Here is a 16,104-nt window from a genome sequence, read left to right as displayed (position 1 = left end):
TGGCCCCGACGTCTCCCCACCCCCATGCTTGTGTTCGTTGTACAAGGAGGTCCGACGATGGCTCGCCTGTTCGGTACTGACGGTGTCCGTGGGCTCGCGAATGACGAGCTGACCCCGGAGCTCGCTCTGTCACTCGCGGCCAGCGCCGCCCGTGTGCTCGTCGCGCACGACAGCTCCCACCGCCCGGTCGCGGTCGTCGGCCGTGACCCCCGCGCCAGCGGCGAGATGCTGGAGGCCGCGGTCGTCGCGGGCCTCGCGTCCGCCGGGGCCGATGTGCGCCGCGTCGGCGTCATGCCGACGCCCGCGGTCGCGTACCTGGTCGGCGCGCTGAACGCCGACATCGGTGTGATGATCTCCGCCTCGCACAACCCGATGCCCGACAACGGCATCAAGTTCTTCGCCGCCGGTGGGCACAAGCTGGCCGACGACCTCGAGGACGAGATCGAAGCAGGCCTCACCGCGCCCGACACGCGCCCCATCGGTGCCGCGGTCGGCCGCGTCTCCGACGTCGAGGACGCGCTCGACCGCTACATCCAGCACCTGCTGGTCGCCACCCCGCACGCGCTCGACGGGATCAAGGTCGTCGTCGACTGCGCGAACGGCGCGTCGGCGTGCGCCGCGCCCGAGGTCTACCGCGCCGCCGGCGCCGAGGTCATCGCCATCAACGCGAGCCCAGACGGCCTCAACATCAACGCCGCCTGTGGCTCGAATCACCCGGAGCAGCTGTTCAAGGCCGTCGTCGAGCACGGCGCCGACCTGGGTATCGCCCACGACGGCGACGCCGACCGCTGTGTCGCGGTCGACGCGGCGGGCGAGCTGATCGACGGCGACCAGATCATGGCCGTCCTCGCGCTGGCGCTCGCCGAGTCCGGTGAGCTGACCAACGACACCTTGGTCGCGACCGTGATGAGCAACCTCGGCCTGCACCTGGCGATGAAGGCGCACGGCATCACCGTCATCACCACCGCCGTCGGCGACCGCTACGTCCTCGAGGAGCTCCGCGCCAGCGGCTACGCGCTCGGCGGCGAGCAGTCCGGCCACGTCGTGCTCCCCGAGTACGCCACCACCGGCGACGGCCTGCTCACCGCGCTGCGCCTGATGGCCAGGATGGCCTCGACCGGCAAGTCGCTCGCCGACCTGGCGGGTGTCATGCACCGGCTGCCGCAGGTGCTGGTCAACGTCAAGGTCGCCGACAAGGCCGCCGTCGCCGACTCCAGCGCCGTCCGCGACGCCGTCGGCGCCGTCGAGGCCGAGCTGGGCGAGGAGGGCCGGGTGCTGCTGCGCCCGTCCGGCACCGAGCAGCTGGTCCGCGTGATGGTCGAAGCCCCGGCTCAGGACACCGCGCAGGCGGCGGCCGACCGGCTCGCGGGCGTGGTCTCCGCCGTCTCCTGACCTGACCGCCCCGTTTGGGTCGAAGCTTGTGCGCGCGTCCTGTGACCTGGGTACTTTGTATGTGCATTAGCGACGGCACCGAATGGCGTTCGCCTGCGTCATAGCGTCAACACACGCAGACCTCGGGACAAAAGGGGGAATCATGGCCGGTGGCCAGAAAGTCGATCCGGGCAAGATCAACGCCGTCGGGTCGGCATACAACACCGAGGGCGGTGACCTGGTCTCCGCGGGCTCGAAGATCGAAACCGGTGTCTCGATGGGGCAGGTCGGCAAGGCCTGGGCACCGGTAGCCGCGCAGTACAGCGACGCGATCAAGAAGTACCGCGACTCGGTCACCACCTATGGCCAGAAGTCCACCGACCTCGGCGGCAAGCTCACGACCGCGGCCGGCCATTACGAAAAGGGCGAGCAGGTCACCGCCGACACGATGGCTTCGAAGGGTCGCTGAGCATGAGCAAGAACCCGCTATTCGGCGAAGCGCACGCCAAGGTCGCCAACGCCACGTTCACCGCGCAAGAACTCGACCAGATGCGCAAGAGCCTGGACGACCCGAACGTCTCGGCGGAGAACAAGAAGAACTTCCTTTACGCGCTGTCCGACGCCGGTCGCCTCAACGAGGGCGAGATCGTCAAGTACTCCGAGCAGGTCGGAGCGAACCCCGGCGACGTCTACATGGGCGGCAAGAACGTCAAGGAGAACATGCAGAACGCGTCCAAGAGTTTGGGCGCGGCCGAGGAGGACCGGCGCAACGCGGTCGTCAAGCAGCAGAAGGGCTCCGTCGACGGCGCCCAGAAGGCACTCGACCAGGGCGGATTCTCCTCCTCCGACCAGATCATCGACCAGGCCGAGAAGTCGATGGTCCTGTTCGACGACTTCTACCCCCGGTTCCAGAAGGCGGGCGGCCAGACGCCCGGCGGTGCGGGCGGCGACGCGCCCCCGCCGAAGAACCGCCAGGTCGTCACGGCGTCGAGCAAGCCGGTCGCGGCGTCGAGTGGCGGCGGCGGTGGCTACAAGGCCTCCGGCATCGACCCGCGTGGCCTGCGGATGGGGCTCGACGAGTTCCGCGGCATCTCCTTCACCGCCTTCCACACCGACGCGACGGTGCTGACCACCGCGGGCAAGACGGTCGCCGAGTCCAAGGAGGCGATGGACAAGGCGTGGGCCGCCAACACCGCCGACTGGGCCGGCGACGCGAAGTCGGCCGCGCAGAACGCGAACAACGCGATGGTCAAGGCCTCCGGTGACCTGCACCAGGCGCTGAAGACCGCGCCGGAGAACATCACCTACACGATCGACGAAGCGATCCAGCAGAACGTCATCAACTACGCGCACTGCATCCTGGATCTCTACGGCGACGGCAAGATGGCCAACCTCACCGCGCCGCAGATCGACGCCTTCATCGAGGCGAAGGAAAAGCTGCCGCCGGTCATCAAGCAGCTCGAGGACAAGATCAAAGAGATCGAAGACATGAGCTGGTGGGACCAGTTCGTGGAGCTGCTGAAGAACCCGATCACCGCGGTGCTCGCGCTCACCGGCCCGATCGCCGCGCTGATCGGCTACAACCTGGCGTCGAACATCACCAAGGACAACATCAAAGAGGAATGCGAGAAGTACAAGGGCATCCTCAAGGACGCGCAGGACAAGCTCAAGCAGTTCTGTGACGACTACACGACCAAGGCGAACTCGGTCCACGAGCAGGGCCAGACGTTCGTCTCCGGGATCCAGGACAACTACTCCGCGCTGATCGACTCGCTGAACAAGGGCCTCGAGCCCGACCCGTTCGCGTCGGTCGGCAAGGAGGGCGAGACCAAGCCCGTCGACAAGCCCGGCGTCGACACCGGCGGCAAGGACAAGGGCAAGATCGACACCGGCGGTGGCGGCGGTGGCTCGACCGGTGGCGGTGGTTCGACCGGTGGTGGCGGGTCCATCACGCCGCCCGAGACGAAGCCGCCGGAGACGCCGAAGCCGGAAGAGGGCAAGAACCCCATCACCGGCAAGGAACTGGAGATCGACCCGGACACGGGCAAGCCGTACCCTATCGACCCCAAGACCGGCGAAGCCATCAAGGAATACGGCGACGACCAGGACACGATGACCGTCCAAAAGGGCGAGAACACCATCGCGATGTCCGAGCCGGACAAGACCGGCAAGATGGAGATCTCGGTCGACGACGGCCAGGGCCACAAGAAGGAATACAAGCTCGACTTCGACGACGACAAGGGCCAGGAAAAGGGCCCCGACGGCAAGCCGCTGCCCGCCACCGGCCAGCAGACCTTCGGCCCGCAGGGCGCACAGGCGCAGGGTCAGGACGGCAAGCCGGGCCCCGACGGTTCGTACAAGCCGGGCCCGGACGGCAAGATCCACATCAAGGACGGCAACCTCGACATCACCGCCGAGCGTCCCGATGGCCCGAACGGCCCGACCGTGGTCACGGTCGACGACGGCAACGGCGAGCCGACCAAGTACACCCTCGACGAGAAGGACGGCGACAAGGCCGACCTCGGCGCTGGTGACCACAAGGGCGACAAGTCGGACCTGAAGACCGACGACATCAAGCCGGGCGAAGGCCGCGAGCCCGCCGACCGCCCGACCGATGGCGGCTCCGGGATCGAGCACGACAAGGACGCCGAGCCGGTCAAGGACAGGGACCCGGCGCCGGACAACCCGGACCCGGGTATGACACCGGGCGGCCAGGACGGCGGCGGTTTCACCACGCCTGGTGGCCTCGACCTCGAAGGCGACATCGGCGGTTCGGAACCCGTTGACGCTCCCGCCGAGGACGGCGCCGCCGCGGCCGGTGGGACCGGGGAAGAGACCGTGACGGCCGGTTCGGACTCGGCCGCGGGGTTCTCCTCCGGTGGACTGGCCGACGGCATCTCGCTCGACCAGGGCATACAGACGGGCAGCGACGCTTCGTTCGCTTCGTCCGACTCCGGCCTTGGCATGGCGCCTGGCGGCAACGACCCCGGTCACCCGGCTGCCGCCGCGGCGGCCGGTGCGCCCGCTGGTGGCGGCATGGGTCAGATGGGCGGGATGATGGGTGGCATGGGCGGCGCGCCTGGCGGTGGCGGCGGTGGCGACACGCAGCGCCAGTCGAGCCAGTACCGCGTCGACGGCGCCATCTTCGAGACCAGCGGCGCCAAGGGCCGGATCAGCGGATCGCTCGATGACGACGGCGACCGTTCGATCAGCTACGAGCGCTGAGCGGACAAGGGGAGATCATGACTAGCGGAGTCGACCCGCAGCTGGCCGAACGGCTGGCGCAGACCAACGCGAACGTGCGCGCGCACGCCGAGGAGATCGGGGACCGCGTTCGCGCCAAGTCCCAGGAGATCATCGAGGAGCAGGAGCGCGCGCGTGAGGCGGCCGAGCGGCACAGCGCGGAGCTGGACCGTCAGGTCGAGGAGAAGAAGGAAGCCGCGAAGAACCAGTGGAACGCTCGCGCCGAGCAGGACCACACGATGCGCTTCGGCGACGAGGAGGAGGAGACGTACGCTCCGCCGCCGCCTCAGCCCGCGCCGTACGGCCTGCCGGAGCCGCCCGCGCCCGCGGCGGCCCCTCCGTCCGAAGCCCGGCGTGGCCGTCACGCACGACGGCCGATCGAGGACGAGGACGACTTCTCGACGACCAACTGGCTGGACTGACGCGAAAGGCCCCCTTGCTCGCAAGGGGGCCTCTTCGTTTTTGGCGTTAGTCCGCGAAGGCCTCGATGGCCGCCTTCTTGACGTCGGCCTCGAGGAGCGGGCGGAACTTGTCGGTGCCCGTCAGGTGGGTCAGGAAGAACGCGGTGAACAGCGCGCGGACCAGCACCTGGGTGCGGCGCTGGGGCTTGCCGTCGAGGAACAGCTGACTCCAGTGCTTGCCCTCGGTGACCGCCAGGTGTGACGACTTGCCGATCAGGCGCAGCTGAGCTTCGCCACCCCAGGCCTTCGCGATGGCGGCGGCGTTGCCCGCGGCGGGCGCGACCAGATCGTCGGCGACGGCCAGGTGCAGGCCGGGCGCGGTGATCTTCTTCGCGGCTTCCGTCGCAGGTGGAATCGTTTGCGTGGCCGCGAACGTGGCGACCGCCTTCACCCGGTGGTCGGCGCCGGCGAGCACCGAAGCGCCGCCGCCGATCGAGTGCCCGGCGAGGCCGAGCCGGCCAGGGTCGACGCTGATGCCGTCCGGGCCGAGCCGGACACCGGTGACCACGTCGAGCGTGGCGAGCAGGTCGGCCGCGAGCAGCCGGGGCGACGGCAACGGCCCGGTCTGCGTGGCGGGCGCGGCGGCGACGATGCCCCAGCTCGCGAGGTGACTCAGCAACTGCCGGTACCGCAGCGGCGGCTGCAGCCACCCATGCCCGAACGCGACCGCGGGCAGCCCGAGCCCCGAGGTCGGCGTGTAGACGACCCCCGGCAGGCCGACGAGTGCGAGGTTGCCCCGAAGCACCTCATGTGGCCCGTGATGGGACAGCTCCGAGAGCAATTCCTTCGCCTTCGCCATGGGCGTGACCTTACTGCCCCTGCTCACCGCCCACCTTCCCGCCGCCCGCCCCTCCGGGGAAAAAAATCCCAATGTGGCTTTCGTCAGCTCGGAGCTGACGAAAGCCACATTGGCGTGCTGGAAGCTGACCAATGCCGCATTGGGATTTTTTGAGGCCGGGCAGTACCAGTGGGGGCGGTGGTCGGGTGCCGGGCGAGTGTGGTCCAGGTCTCTCGTTACCCTGATGGGCGTGTGCGGAATCGTGGGATATGTCGGACACCGGCCTGCGCTGGACGTGGTGCTCGGTGGGCTTCGGCGGATGGAATACCGGGGCTATGACTCGGCGGGCGTCGCTGTGCTGGATGGCGCGGGGAAGCTGACCGTCGAGCGCAAGGCCGGTCGGCTGGCCAACCTCGAAGCGCAGCTCGACGCCGTCGGGCGCGACGCGTTCGCGGGTACCGCCGGGATGGGGCACACCCGCTGGGCGACCCATGGCGCCCCGGTCGACCGCAACTCCCACCCGCACCGTGACGCCTCCGGGCAGGTCGCCGTGGTGCACAACGGGATCATCGAGAACTTCGCCGTGCTGCGCGCCGAACTCGAGGCCGATGGCGTCGAGATGAGCAGCGACACCGACAGCGAGACCGCCGCTCACCTGGTCGCCCGCGCGTTCACCGCCGGTGAGACCAAGGGTGACTTCGCCGCCAGCGTCCGCGCCGTCTGCCGTCGCCTCGAGGGCGCTTTCACGCTGGTCGTCACGCACGCCGACGAGCCGGACACGATCGTCGCGGCGCGCCGGTCGTCGCCGCTGGTCGTCGGGGTCGGCGAGGGTGAGCACTTCGTCGCCTCGGACGTCTCCGCGTTCATCGAGCACACCCGCGAGGCCGTCGAGCTGGGCCAGGACCAGGTCGTCGTGATCACCCGCGAGGGCTACGAGGTCACCGACTTCCACGGCGACGCCGCACAGGCGAAGCCGTTCACCGTCGACTGGGACCTGAGCGCCGCCGAGAAGGGCGGCCACGAGTACTTCATGCTCAAGGAGATCGAGGAGCAGCCGGAGGCGCTGGCGAACACGCTGCGCGGGCACTTCGACGGCGGCCGGATCATCCTCGACGAGCAGCGCATCTCCGACCAGGACCTGCGTGACGTCGACAAGGTCTTCGTGATCGCCTGCGGTTCGGCGTACCACTCGGGCCTGGTCGCCAAGTACGCGATCGAGCACTGGACCCGGCTCCCGGTCGAGGTCGAGCTGGCCAGCGAGTTCCGTTACCGCGACCCGGTGCTGGACCGCGCGACGCTGGTCGTCGCCGTCTCGCAGTCCGGCGAGACCGCGGACACCCTCGAGGCCGTCCGGCACGCCCGCGAGCAGAAGGCGCGCGTGCTGGCCGTCTGCAACACCAACGGCGCGCAGATCCCGCGTGAGTCGGACGCGGTGCTGTACACCCACGCCGGCCCCGAGATCGGCGTCGCTTCGACGAAGGCCTTCCTCGCGCAGATCGCGGCGAACTACCTGGTCGGCTTGGCGCTGGCGCAGGCCCGCGGCACCAAGTACCCCGACGAGGTCGCCCGCGAGTTCGCCGAGCTGGAGGCCATGCCCGCCGCCGTCCAGAAGGTACTGTCCACTGTGGACCAGGTGCGGGACCTCGGCCGCCGCATCGCGGACTCGAAGGCGGTGCTGTTCCTCGGCCGCCACGTCGGCTTCCCGGTCGCGCTCGAAGGCGCGCTGAAGCTCAAGGAACTCGCGTACATGCACGCCGAGGGCTTCGCGGCAGGCGAGCTCAAGCACGGCCCGATCGCGCTGATCGAAGAGGGCCTGCCGGTGGTCGTCGTGATGCCGTCGCCGAAGGGCCGCGCGGTGCTGCACTCCAAGCTGGTCTCCAACATCAGCGAGATCCAGGCCCGCGGCGCGCGCACGATCGTCATCGCCGAAGAGGGCGACGAGACGGTCCGCCCGTTCGCCGACGAGCTGATCGAGATCCCCGCGGTGCCGACGCTGCTGCAGCCGCTGGTTTCGACGGTCCCGTTGCAGGTTCTCGCAGCGGAGATCGCCAAGACTCGCGGGTACGACGTCGACAAGCCGCGTAACCTGGCGAAGTCGGTCACGGTCGAGTAGTTCCTCCGGGAGGCTCCGCGTGCAAGGAATCTGGACCACGGAACGGATTCGCGCCGCGGAGCGCAAGCTGCTGGCGGTCACGCCGGACGGCGCGCTCATGCGCAAGGCCGCCTTCGGGCTGTCCGTGCACGCGGCCAAGATGCTCGGCACCACGAGCGGCCGCCGGGTGACGCTGCTGGTCGGTTCCGGCGACAACGGCGGCGACGCGTTGTGGGCCGGGTTCTTCCTGCGCAAGCGGAATGTCGCCGTGACGGCCCTGCTGTTGAACCCGGACAAGGCGCACCCGCAAGGATTGGCGGCCTTCAAACGGGCTGGTGGCCGGATCGCGGACGGTCCACAGTGGATCGAGAAAGCCGACCTGGTGATCGACGGCATTGTCGGGATCTCGGGACGTGGTTCGCTGCGACCGGACGCGGCAGCGCTGCTCGAGCACATCAGCGCGCCGGTACTGGCCGTCGACCTGCCCAGCGGCGTCGACCCGGACACGGGCGCGATTGACGGCCCCGCGATCACCGCTGACCGCACCGTCACGTTCGGCGCGCTGAAACCCGTGCACGCGCTCGCGCCCGCGGCCTGCGGCGAGGTCTTCCTCGTGGATCTCGGGCTGGATCTCGAAGACCCCGACCTCGTACGGCTCGACGCTGACGATGTGGCCGCGTGCTGGCCGATCCCAGGCCCCCAAGACGACAAGTACACGCTGGGCGTCACCGGTGTCGCTGCCGGTTCAGCCGTCTATCCCGGCGCGGCGGTGCTGTCCGCGGGCGCGGCCGTCTACGCGACCTCGGGCATGGTCCGCTATGCCGGACCGGCCGCCGACCTGGTGCGCTCACGCTGGCCGGAGATCATCGCGACCGGCTCGGTCACCGACGCGGGCCGGGTGCAGTCCTGGGTCGTCGGCCCGGGCATCGGCACCGGTCACGAAGGCCGTGAGGTGCTCGCGAACGTGCTCGGCGCCGGTGTCCCGGTCTGCGCCGACGCCGACGCGACCACGCTGATCGCCCAGCACGTCGACGTGCTGGACGCGCGCGACCCCGACACCCCGCTGGTGCTGACCCCGCACGACCGCGAGTTCGCCCGCCTCATGGGCTCCGAGCCCGGCAAAGACCGCGTCGCCGCCGCCCGTGCCTGCGCCCGCCGCTACGACGCGGTCGTCTTGTTGAAGGGCCATTGCACGGTCGTCGCGGCGCCCGACGGCCGCGCGATGGTCAACACCCCGCGTGGCTCCTGGCTCGCCACCCCGGGCTCCGGCGATGTCCTTTCCGGACTGATCGGCGCGCTGCTCGCCGCGGGCCTGGACCCCTGGCTCGCGACCGGCGCCGCCGCCTACGTCCACTCGCTCGCGGGGGAGCTCGCCGCTTCCGGCGCGCCCACCTCGTCTTCCGGCATTCTCGGCGCCATCACCGACGCGTTACGCACATTGCACTGGAGGAAATCGTGACCACGCTCGAAAACCGGCCCAACACCGCGTTGCTCGTCGTCGACGTCCAGAACGACGTTGTCAACGGCGCCTACGAGCGCGACTCGGTCGTCGCGAACATCGCCGAACTGGTCGAGCGTGCGCGTCGCGAGCAGGTTCCGGTCGTCTGGGTCCAGCACAACAGCGACGGCGACCTCGAGCGCGGCAGCGAGGCGTGGCAGATCGTCCCGGAGCTGAAGCCCGCCGACACCGAGCCGCTCGTCGAGAAGCAGTACGGCGACTCTTTCGAGGACACCACGCTCGAGAGCGTGCTGGCGGACCTCGGCGTCGGAAGCCTGATCGTCGCTGGCGCGGAGACCGACGCGTGCATCCGCTCGACGCTGCACGGCGCGTTCGCCCGCGGCTACGACGCCAAGCTCGTCAGCGACGCGCACACCTCGGGTGACAAGAGCGCTTGGGGCGCGCCGCCGGTCGACCAGGTCATCGCGCACACGAACCTGTACTGGACCCACCAGTCGGCGCCCGGCCGGACCGCCGGGACGGTCGAAACCAAGGACGTCTCATTCGACCGATGAGAAGTTATCGGGTTTTGCGTTAACAGCGGTGCGATTATCTGGTAGAAAGCAGTTGTGACCGCCGACACCGTGACCGCACCCACGGTGTCGCATGTCTAAGACCCGGCCGACCGACGCGGTCGTCGAGCAGCGCCGCCAGGGCATCCTCGACTACGTCGTCGAGCATCGCGAAGCCCGCATCGACGACCTGACCAGCAGGTTCGGCGTCAGCCTGATGACCATGCACCGGGATCTCGACGATCTCGCAGAGCGCCGCCTGCTGCGCAAGCAGCGTGGCAAGGTCTCCGCGCTCGCCACCGACGCGCCGACGAGCCGTCAGGAGATCGAGGCGCTCGGTGAGGCGGCCGCGCGCCAGGTCAAGCCAGGGCAGACCGTGTTCATCGACGACTCGACCACGCTGTTTCCGCTGGTCAGGCAGCTGTCGGACATCGAAGGCCTGACGATCCTCACCAACTCGCTGCAGGTCGCGCGGCTGGCCGAGCATGCCGACGTCATGCTGCTCGGCGGCCATTACAACCCCGACTTCGACTCCTGCGCCGGTCCGGACGTGCTGGCCGCGCTGGACCGGACCCGCGCCGACCTGGCGTTCGTCTCGGTCACCGCGGTCGCCGTCGGCAGGCTCTATCACCCCGTCCGCGACTACGCCGAGCTCAAGAAGGCCGCGCTGCGCACCGCGAACCGCAACGTGCTGGTCGTCGACCACACCAAGTTCGGCCGCACCGCGACGTTCGCGCACGGCCTGGTCGAGGACTACGACCTGCTCATCACCAGCGAGGCGACCCCCACCGAAGAGGTCGAAGCCGCTCTCAACGCCGGCACCGCGCTCGAACTGGTCGAATGCGACCCGGAGGGGCCCGAATATGACTTCTAGGACACTGGTCGCCGGGGTCGACTCGTCCACCCAGTCCACCAAGGTCGTCGTCTGCGACGCCGAGACGGGCGCCGTCGTGCGCACCGGCCGCGCGGCGCACCCCGATGGCACCGAGGTCGACCCCAACGCCTGGTGGGACGCGTTCACCACGGCCTCCGAAGGCCTGCTCGACGGTGTCGCGGCGATCGGCATCGCCGGTCAGCAGCACGGCATGGTCACGCTCGACGAAGACGGCGAGATCGTGCGCCCCGCGTTGCTGTGGAACGACACCCGCTCCGCGCGGGCAGGCACCGATCTCACCGCCGAGCTGGGTGCGCAGACCTGGGCCAATGCCGTTGGTTCGGTGCCGGTCGCGAGTTTCACCGTCGCCAAGCTGCGCTGGCTGGCCGAGCACGAGCCGGAGCACGCCGACCGCGTCGCCCGTGTGCTGCTGCCGCACGACTGGCTCACTTGGCGGCTGACCGGCGAGCTGGTCACCGACCGGGGCGACGCGTCCGGCACCGGCTACTTCTCACCGGCTGAAAGCGCTTACCGGGCTGACCTGCTCAAGCACGCGTTCGGCCGCGCGCCCGAGCTTCCCCGAGTGCTCGGTCCCGCCGAAACGGCCGGTCAGCACCGCGGAATGCTCGTGTCGGCCGGCACCGGCGACAACATGGCCGCCGCGCTCGCGCTCGAACTCCGCCCCGGCGATGTCGTCGTCTCGCTCGGCACGAGCGGCACCGTGTTCGGCGTCGCCGAGACGGCCGCCGCCGACGCGAGCGGCGAGGTCGCCGGGTTCGCCGACGCGACCGGCCGCTTCCTCCCGCTCGCCTGCACGCTCAACGCGGCGCGCGTGCTCACCTCGACGGCGGCACTGCTCGGCGTCGATCAGAACGGCTTCGACGCACTCGCGCTCGCCGCCGCGCCCGGTGCGGGTGGCCTCACCTTCCTGTCCTATTTGGACGGCGAGCGCACGCCAAATCTCCCTGATGCCAAGGGATCCCTGTCCGGCATGACCCGCGACAACATGACGCCGCAGAACCTCGCGCGCGCCGCTGTCGAAGGCATGCTGAGCGGGCTCGCTGCCGGAATGGACGCTGTGCGCGCGCAGGGCCTCAGCGTCGGCCGGGTACTGCTGATCGGTGGCGCGGCACGGTCCGCTGCCGTGCAGGCGGTCGCGCCGATCGTGTTCGGCGTTCCCGTCGAAATCCCCGAAGCCGCCGAGTACGTCGCGGCCGGTGCCGCGCGCCAGGCGGCTTGGGCACTGTCTTCCAGCCCGGAACCTCCGATCTGGCAAGGAAAAACGAGGCTCACGCTGGACGAGCCGACCGAAGCGGAACTCGCCGAGGGCATCCGGGTCCAGCACCGTCACTACGAGGCACGCGCACTGCAGCACGGCGTGCCTGCGAAAACGCGAGAGGACTGAACCGATGGCCAGCATCACCTATGACAAGGCGACCCGGCAGTACGCGGGCTCCGACAAGCCCGCGGTCGACGCGCTGGAGCTGGAGATCCCGGACGGCGAGTTCCTCGTCCTCGTCGGCCCGTCCGGCTGTGGCAAGTCGACCAGCCTGCGCATGCTCGCCGGTCTCGAGGACATCGACGGCGGCTCCATCTGGATCGGTGACCGCGACGTCACCCAGCTGCCGCCGCGCTCGCGCGACATCGCGATGGTGTTCCAGAACTACGCGCTGTACCCGCACATGACCGTCGGCCAGAACATGGGCTTCGCACTGAAGATCGCGGGCCGCCCGGCCGCCGAGATCAAGCAGAAGGTGCTTGACGCGGCCAAGCTGCTCGACATCGAGGACTACCTCGACCGCAAGCCCAAGGCGCTCTCCGGTGGTCAGCGCCAGCGTGTCGCCATGGGCCGCGCGATCGTGCGTGAGCCGCAGGTGTTCCTGATGGACGAGCCACTGTCCAACTTGGACGCGAAGCTCCGCGTGTCGACCCGTACCCAGATCGCCGCGCTGCAGCGTCGTCTCGGCGTCACCACCGTGTACGTCACGCACGACCAGGTCGAGGCCATGACGATGGGCGACCGCGTCGCGGTGCTCGACGGCGGCATCCTGCAGCAGTGCGACACCCCGCGCGCGCTGTACGACCGGCCCGCCAACGCCTTCGTCGCCGGTTTCATCGGCTCGCCCGCGATGAACCTGGTCACCGCGAAGCTGACCGCCGAGGGCGCGGAGCTCGGCGGCGCCCGCGTCCCGCTGACCCGCGAGGTCATCGGCAAGGCCGACGGCGACACCGTCACGCTGGGCTTCCGCCCCGAATCGCTGGAGGTCACCACCTCGGCCGACGGCACGCTGCCGGTCAAGGTCGATCTGGTCGAGGAGCTCGGCTCGGACGCGTTCGTCTACGGCAAGCTGGCCGAGACCGACGCCGAGGGCACGAAGTCGAACATCGTCGCCCGTGTCGACCCGCGCACCCCGCCCGTGATGGGCGACATCCTGCACCTGCGGGTCCGCCCGAACGAGTTGCACGTGTTCTCCGCCACAAGCGGGGCGCGCATCTCGTAGGTGCCCGCTATGTAAGACTCGAAGTCGACATGACTACGAGTTTTACGCGTGCCGAGGTCACCATCGACCTCGACGCGATCAGGCACAACCTCGCCCTGCTCGCCGCCAACGCGGCGAGCACGGGCGCGGCCACCATGGCCATCGTGAAGGCCGACGCGTACGGCCACGGCGCACTGCCGGTGGCCCGCGCGGCGGTCGAAGCAGGCGCGACCTGGCTGGGTACTTGCTCAGCGGGTGAGGCGTTGGCGTTGCGGCGCGCGGGAATCACCGCGCGGCTGTTCAGCTGGCTGGACACCGCCGACGCCGACTTCGAGTCGGCCGTCGCCGAGGGCGTCGACCTCGGCGTGAGCTCGCTCGCCGAGCTGGAGCGGGTGGCCCCGCTGGGTGCCCGCGTGCACCTCAAGATCGACACGGGCTTGTCCCGCAACGGATGCCCGCCTGCCGAGTGGCCGGAGCTCGTGCGCGCGGCCGCGGCTTCCGACGCCGAAGTGGTAGCCATTTGGTCGCATTTCGCTTGCGCGGACGAACCGGGTCACCCGTCGATCGAGGCTCAGGCCAAGCGTTTCCAAACGGCGTATGACATCGCGCGTGAGGCCGGGCTGAACCCGTTGCGGCACATAGCGAATTCGGCGGCGTTGCTGACGAGGCCCGATCTGCACTTCGACATCGTGCGCCCCGGCATCGCCATGTACGGGCTGAATCCCGTCGCACAGCAGGAAGATCTGCGCCCGGCGATGACGTTCCGGTCCAGTGTGGTGAGTCTCAAGCGGGTCGCCGCCGGTGAATCCGTCTCTTATGGACACACGTGGACCGCTTCGCGCGACACGAATCTCGCGCTCGTGCCGGCGGGTTATGCCGATGGTGTGCCCCGGTTGCTGTCCGGCCGGATGGACGTCTGGCTGGCCGGACAACGCCGCCCTGTCGTCGGCCGGGTGTGCATGGATCAGCTCGTGGTGGACTGCGGCGACGACGAACCCTCGGCGGGTGCCGAGGTGATCTTGTTTGGCACCGGCGAAAAAGGGGAACCGACAGCACGGGAATGGGCTGACACGCTCGGCACCATCGACTACGAAATCGTGACGTCGATGTATCGGCCGAGAGTGACTCGCAGGTATCTGGGGGTGCGGTGAATGTCTCCTTCACGTCGACTGCTCGCGATTGCCGGGGGAGTGGGGGCGGTGGCCACCGGCACAGCCGCGGTCATCGCCGTCGCCGCTCAGCAGCGCAGGCACAGTGAGGATCCATTCGTGGACGAGCCTTTGGGGGAGCTGAAGCCGGATCGGGTTTCCACGGTCGCGGCGGACGACGGGACACGACTGTCCGTCGAGGAGATCGACCCGGAAGACGGCGGGAAGCCGGTGCTCACCGTGGTCGGCGTGCACGGTTTCGCGCTGTCACGCAAAAGCTGGCATTTCCAGCGCCGCGACCTCGCGTCGCTGCGCCTGCCGAGGGTCCGGCAGGTCTACTTCGACCACCGAGGCCATGGCCAATCCGGCCAGGCGACGCAGGAACACAGCACCATCGAGCAGCTGGCCCACGACCTGAACGGCGTGATCCGCGCGGTCGCCCCGGACGGGCCGCTGGTGCTCATGGGCCATTCCATGGGCGGCATGGTCATCATGGAGCTGGCGTCGGAGTATCCGGAGCTGTTCGACGACCGCGTCGAAGGTGTCGCGCTCATCGCGACCGCGGCAGGCGAGGTCGGCGCGCGTGGTCTCCCGCGCTCGCTGCTGTCGAAGTACAACCCGCTCACGCGTGGTGTCGGCGGGCTCGCGGGCTGGCAGCCCGGCCTGGTCGAGTTCGTGCGCGCGGCGGGCGGTCAGCTGACCAGGCAGGCCGTGCGGCGGCTCGCGTTCGGCAGCCGCGACGTCAGCTCCCGCCTGGTCGATTTCATGCTCGAGATGCTCGACGTGACGCCGGTTCGGGGGCTGGTGAACTTCGTCGACACACTGGGCAGTCACAATCGCTACGCGGCGCTCGCCGGTCTCAAGCACGCACACGTGCTCGTGGTCGGCGGCGACTCAGACCGGTTCACCCCGTTCTCGCACGCCGAGCGCATCGCCTCGGAGCTGCCGGACGCCGAGCTGGTCAGGGTCCGCGGCGCGGGTCACATGGTGCAGCTCGAACAGCCCGAGCTGGTGAACAGCCACCTGATCGACCTGCTGCAGCGGTGCGCGGGCGTGGACGGTGAGACCTCATCACAAAGGACCTGGTTTTGGCAGCGCTGAAGTTCCCCACCCCGGACGACACGATGGAGTTCGGCCGAGTGCTCGGCCGCGCGCTGCGCGCGGGCGACCTGGTCTTGCTCGCCGGCCCACTCGGCGCGGGCAAGACGACACTGACCCGAGGCATCGCCGACGGCCTCGGCGTCTCCGGCCGCGTCAGCTCGCCGACGTTCGTGCTCGCCCGCGTCCACCCGGCGGGGGATTCCGGGGTCTCCCTGGTCCACGTCGACGCCTATCGCCTGGGCGGTGACCTGACGCAGCTGGACGACCTGGACCTCGACACGGACCTGGAGCGCTCGGCGATCGTGGTCGAGTGGGGCGAAGGCGCGGCCGAGCGGCTCTCGGACGACTACCTGGTCGTGCGCCTCGCCCGCGCCGACGACGACGTCCGCACGGTCACCCTGGAACCCCACGGCACCTGGACGAGCCGGGTCCCGCTCCCCGCCTGAAAAAAACCCAATGCGGCATTCGTCAGGTTTCAGCCTCCGAATGTGGCGTTCGTCAGCTCTGGGGTTAAGAAACCCCCACTTGGGGGTGCAGAACAGAACC

General features: G+C 69.4%; 14 protein-coding genes. 13 read left to right on the top strand and 1 reads right to left on the bottom strand.

What is annotated here, in order from left to right; all coding sequences use genetic code 11:
• Positions 1-57 precede the first annotated feature (57 nt).
• From glmM to ACFV15_RS22865, 4 genes are all read left to right on the top strand, one after another.
• Positions 58-1,392: a phosphoglucosamine mutase gene (glmM, locus tag ACFV15_RS22880; protein ID WP_378352614.1), complete on the top strand. Its 1,335-nt coding sequence runs from the start codon at positions 58-60 to the stop codon at positions 1,390-1,392.
• 142 nt (positions 1,393-1,534) lie between these two features.
• Entirely contained in the window at positions 1,535-1,840 is a 306-nt protein-coding gene (locus ACFV15_RS22875) for a type VII secretion target (RefSeq protein WP_378352613.1), read from the top strand.
• Positions 1,841-1,842: 2 nt separating this feature from the next.
• Positions 1,843-4,596: a hypothetical protein gene (locus tag ACFV15_RS22870; protein ID WP_378352612.1), complete on the top strand. Its 2,754-nt coding sequence runs from the start codon at positions 1,843-1,845 to the stop codon at positions 4,594-4,596.
• Between the two features lie 17 nt (positions 4,597-4,613).
• Positions 4,614-5,036, top strand: coding sequence for a hypothetical protein (locus ACFV15_RS22865; RefSeq protein WP_378352611.1), 423 nt, complete (start codon positions 4,614-4,616; stop codon positions 5,034-5,036).
• Between the two features lie 46 nt (positions 5,037-5,082).
• Here the strand turns inward: ACFV15_RS22865 and ACFV15_RS22860 are convergent, their stop codons facing one another.
• The gene (locus tag ACFV15_RS22860) at positions 5,083-5,874 is read right to left on the bottom strand and encodes a dienelactone hydrolase family protein (RefSeq protein WP_378352653.1); all 792 of its coding nucleotides are present in this window, start codon (positions 5,872-5,874) and stop codon (positions 5,083-5,085) included.
• 229 nt (positions 5,875-6,103) lie between these two features.
• Here ACFV15_RS22860 and glmS point away from each other — a divergent pair, with 229 nt between their 5' ends.
• The 9 genes from glmS to tsaE all read left to right on the top strand — a co-directional run bounded on the left by glmS (position 6,104) and on the right by tsaE (position 16,004).
• The gene (glmS, locus tag ACFV15_RS22855) at positions 6,104-7,966 is read left to right on the top strand and encodes a glutamine--fructose-6-phosphate transaminase (isomerizing) (protein WP_378352610.1); all 1,863 of its coding nucleotides are present in this window, start codon (positions 6,104-6,106) and stop codon (positions 7,964-7,966) included.
• A 19-nt stretch (positions 7,967-7,985) separates the two neighbouring features.
• On the top strand, positions 7,986-9,404 hold the full coding sequence (locus ACFV15_RS22850) for an NAD(P)H-hydrate dehydratase (RefSeq protein ID WP_378352609.1): 1,419 nt from the start codon (positions 7,986-7,988) through the stop codon (positions 9,402-9,404).
• Positions 9,401-9,958: an isochorismatase family protein gene (locus ACFV15_RS22845; protein WP_378352608.1), complete on the top strand. Its 558-nt coding sequence runs from the start codon at positions 9,401-9,403 to the stop codon at positions 9,956-9,958. The genes ACFV15_RS22850 and ACFV15_RS22845 overlap by 4 nt, the downstream gene beginning before the upstream one ends.
• 91 nt (positions 9,959-10,049) lie before the next feature.
• On the top strand, positions 10,050-10,829 hold the full coding sequence (locus ACFV15_RS22840) for a DeoR/GlpR family DNA-binding transcription regulator (protein ID WP_378352607.1): 780 nt from the start codon (positions 10,050-10,052) through the stop codon (positions 10,827-10,829).
• Positions 10,819-12,234, top strand: coding sequence for a xylulokinase (gene xylB / locus ACFV15_RS22835; protein WP_378352606.1), 1,416 nt, complete (start codon positions 10,819-10,821; stop codon positions 12,232-12,234). Before ACFV15_RS22840 ends, xylB begins: the two co-directional genes overlap by 11 nt.
• A gap of 4 nt (positions 12,235-12,238) precedes the next feature.
• A complete protein-coding gene (locus ACFV15_RS22830) occupies positions 12,239-13,330 on the top strand; it encodes an ABC transporter ATP-binding protein (protein WP_378352605.1) in 1,092 nt (363 codons plus the stop codon).
• Positions 13,331-13,359: 29 nt separating this feature from the next.
• On the top strand, positions 13,360-14,460 hold the full coding sequence (alr, locus tag ACFV15_RS22825; protein ID WP_378352604.1) for an alanine racemase: 1,101 nt from the start codon (positions 13,360-13,362) through the stop codon (positions 14,458-14,460).
• Positions 14,461-15,558 carry an alpha/beta fold hydrolase gene (locus tag ACFV15_RS22820; protein WP_378352603.1) on the top strand — a complete coding sequence of 366 codons (1,098 nt, stop codon included), beginning with the start codon at positions 14,461-14,463 and terminating at the stop codon, positions 15,556-15,558. It abuts the gene before it with no gap.
• Positions 15,540-16,004 (top strand): tRNA (adenosine(37)-N6)-threonylcarbamoyltransferase complex ATPase subunit type 1 TsaE, encoded by a 465-nt coding sequence (gene tsaE, locus ACFV15_RS22815; RefSeq protein WP_378352652.1) that lies wholly within the window; start codon positions 15,540-15,542, stop codon positions 16,002-16,004. The genes ACFV15_RS22820 and tsaE overlap by 19 nt, the downstream gene beginning before the upstream one ends.
• The last annotated feature ends 100 nt before the right edge of the window (positions 16,005-16,104 follow it).

Origin of the sequence: Amycolatopsis sp. NPDC059657 (assembly GCF_042734395.1) — a bacterium.
Taxonomy (GTDB): domain Bacteria; phylum Actinomycetota; class Actinomycetes; order Mycobacteriales; family Pseudonocardiaceae; genus Amycolatopsis.
This window is presented reverse-complemented; position numbering and strand designations above follow the sequence as displayed.

What these genes read in the sequence shown, in the direction of transcription:
- ACFV15_RS22820 (WP_378352603.1), top strand. Translation starts at nt 14,461, where the DNA reads ATGTCTCCTTCACGTCGACTGCTCGCGATTGCCGGGGGAGTGGGGGCG.
- ACFV15_RS22870 (WP_378352612.1), top strand. Translation starts at nt 1,843, where the DNA reads ATGAGCAAGAACCCGCTATTCGGCGAAGCGCACGCCAAGGTCGCCAAC.
- ACFV15_RS22860 (WP_378352653.1), bottom strand. Translation starts at nt 5,874, where the DNA reads ATGGCGAAGGCGAAGGAATTGCTCTCGGAGCTGTCCCATCACGGGCCA.
- ACFV15_RS22865 (WP_378352611.1), top strand. Translation starts at nt 4,614, where the DNA reads ATGACTAGCGGAGTCGACCCGCAGCTGGCCGAACGGCTGGCGCAGACC.
- alr (WP_378352604.1), top strand. Translation starts at nt 13,360, where the DNA reads ATGACTACGAGTTTTACGCGTGCCGAGGTCACCATCGACCTCGACGCG.
- glmM (WP_378352614.1), top strand. Translation starts at nt 58, where the DNA reads ATGGCTCGCCTGTTCGGTACTGACGGTGTCCGTGGGCTCGCGAATGAC.
- xylB (WP_378352606.1), top strand. Translation starts at nt 10,819, where the DNA reads ATGACTTCTAGGACACTGGTCGCCGGGGTCGACTCGTCCACCCAGTCC.
- ACFV15_RS22830 (WP_378352605.1), top strand. Translation starts at nt 12,239, where the DNA reads ATGGCCAGCATCACCTATGACAAGGCGACCCGGCAGTACGCGGGCTCC.
- ACFV15_RS22875 (WP_378352613.1), top strand. Translation starts at nt 1,535, where the DNA reads ATGGCCGGTGGCCAGAAAGTCGATCCGGGCAAGATCAACGCCGTCGGG.
- ACFV15_RS22840 (WP_378352607.1), top strand. Translation starts at nt 10,050, where the DNA reads ATGTCTAAGACCCGGCCGACCGACGCGGTCGTCGAGCAGCGCCGCCAG.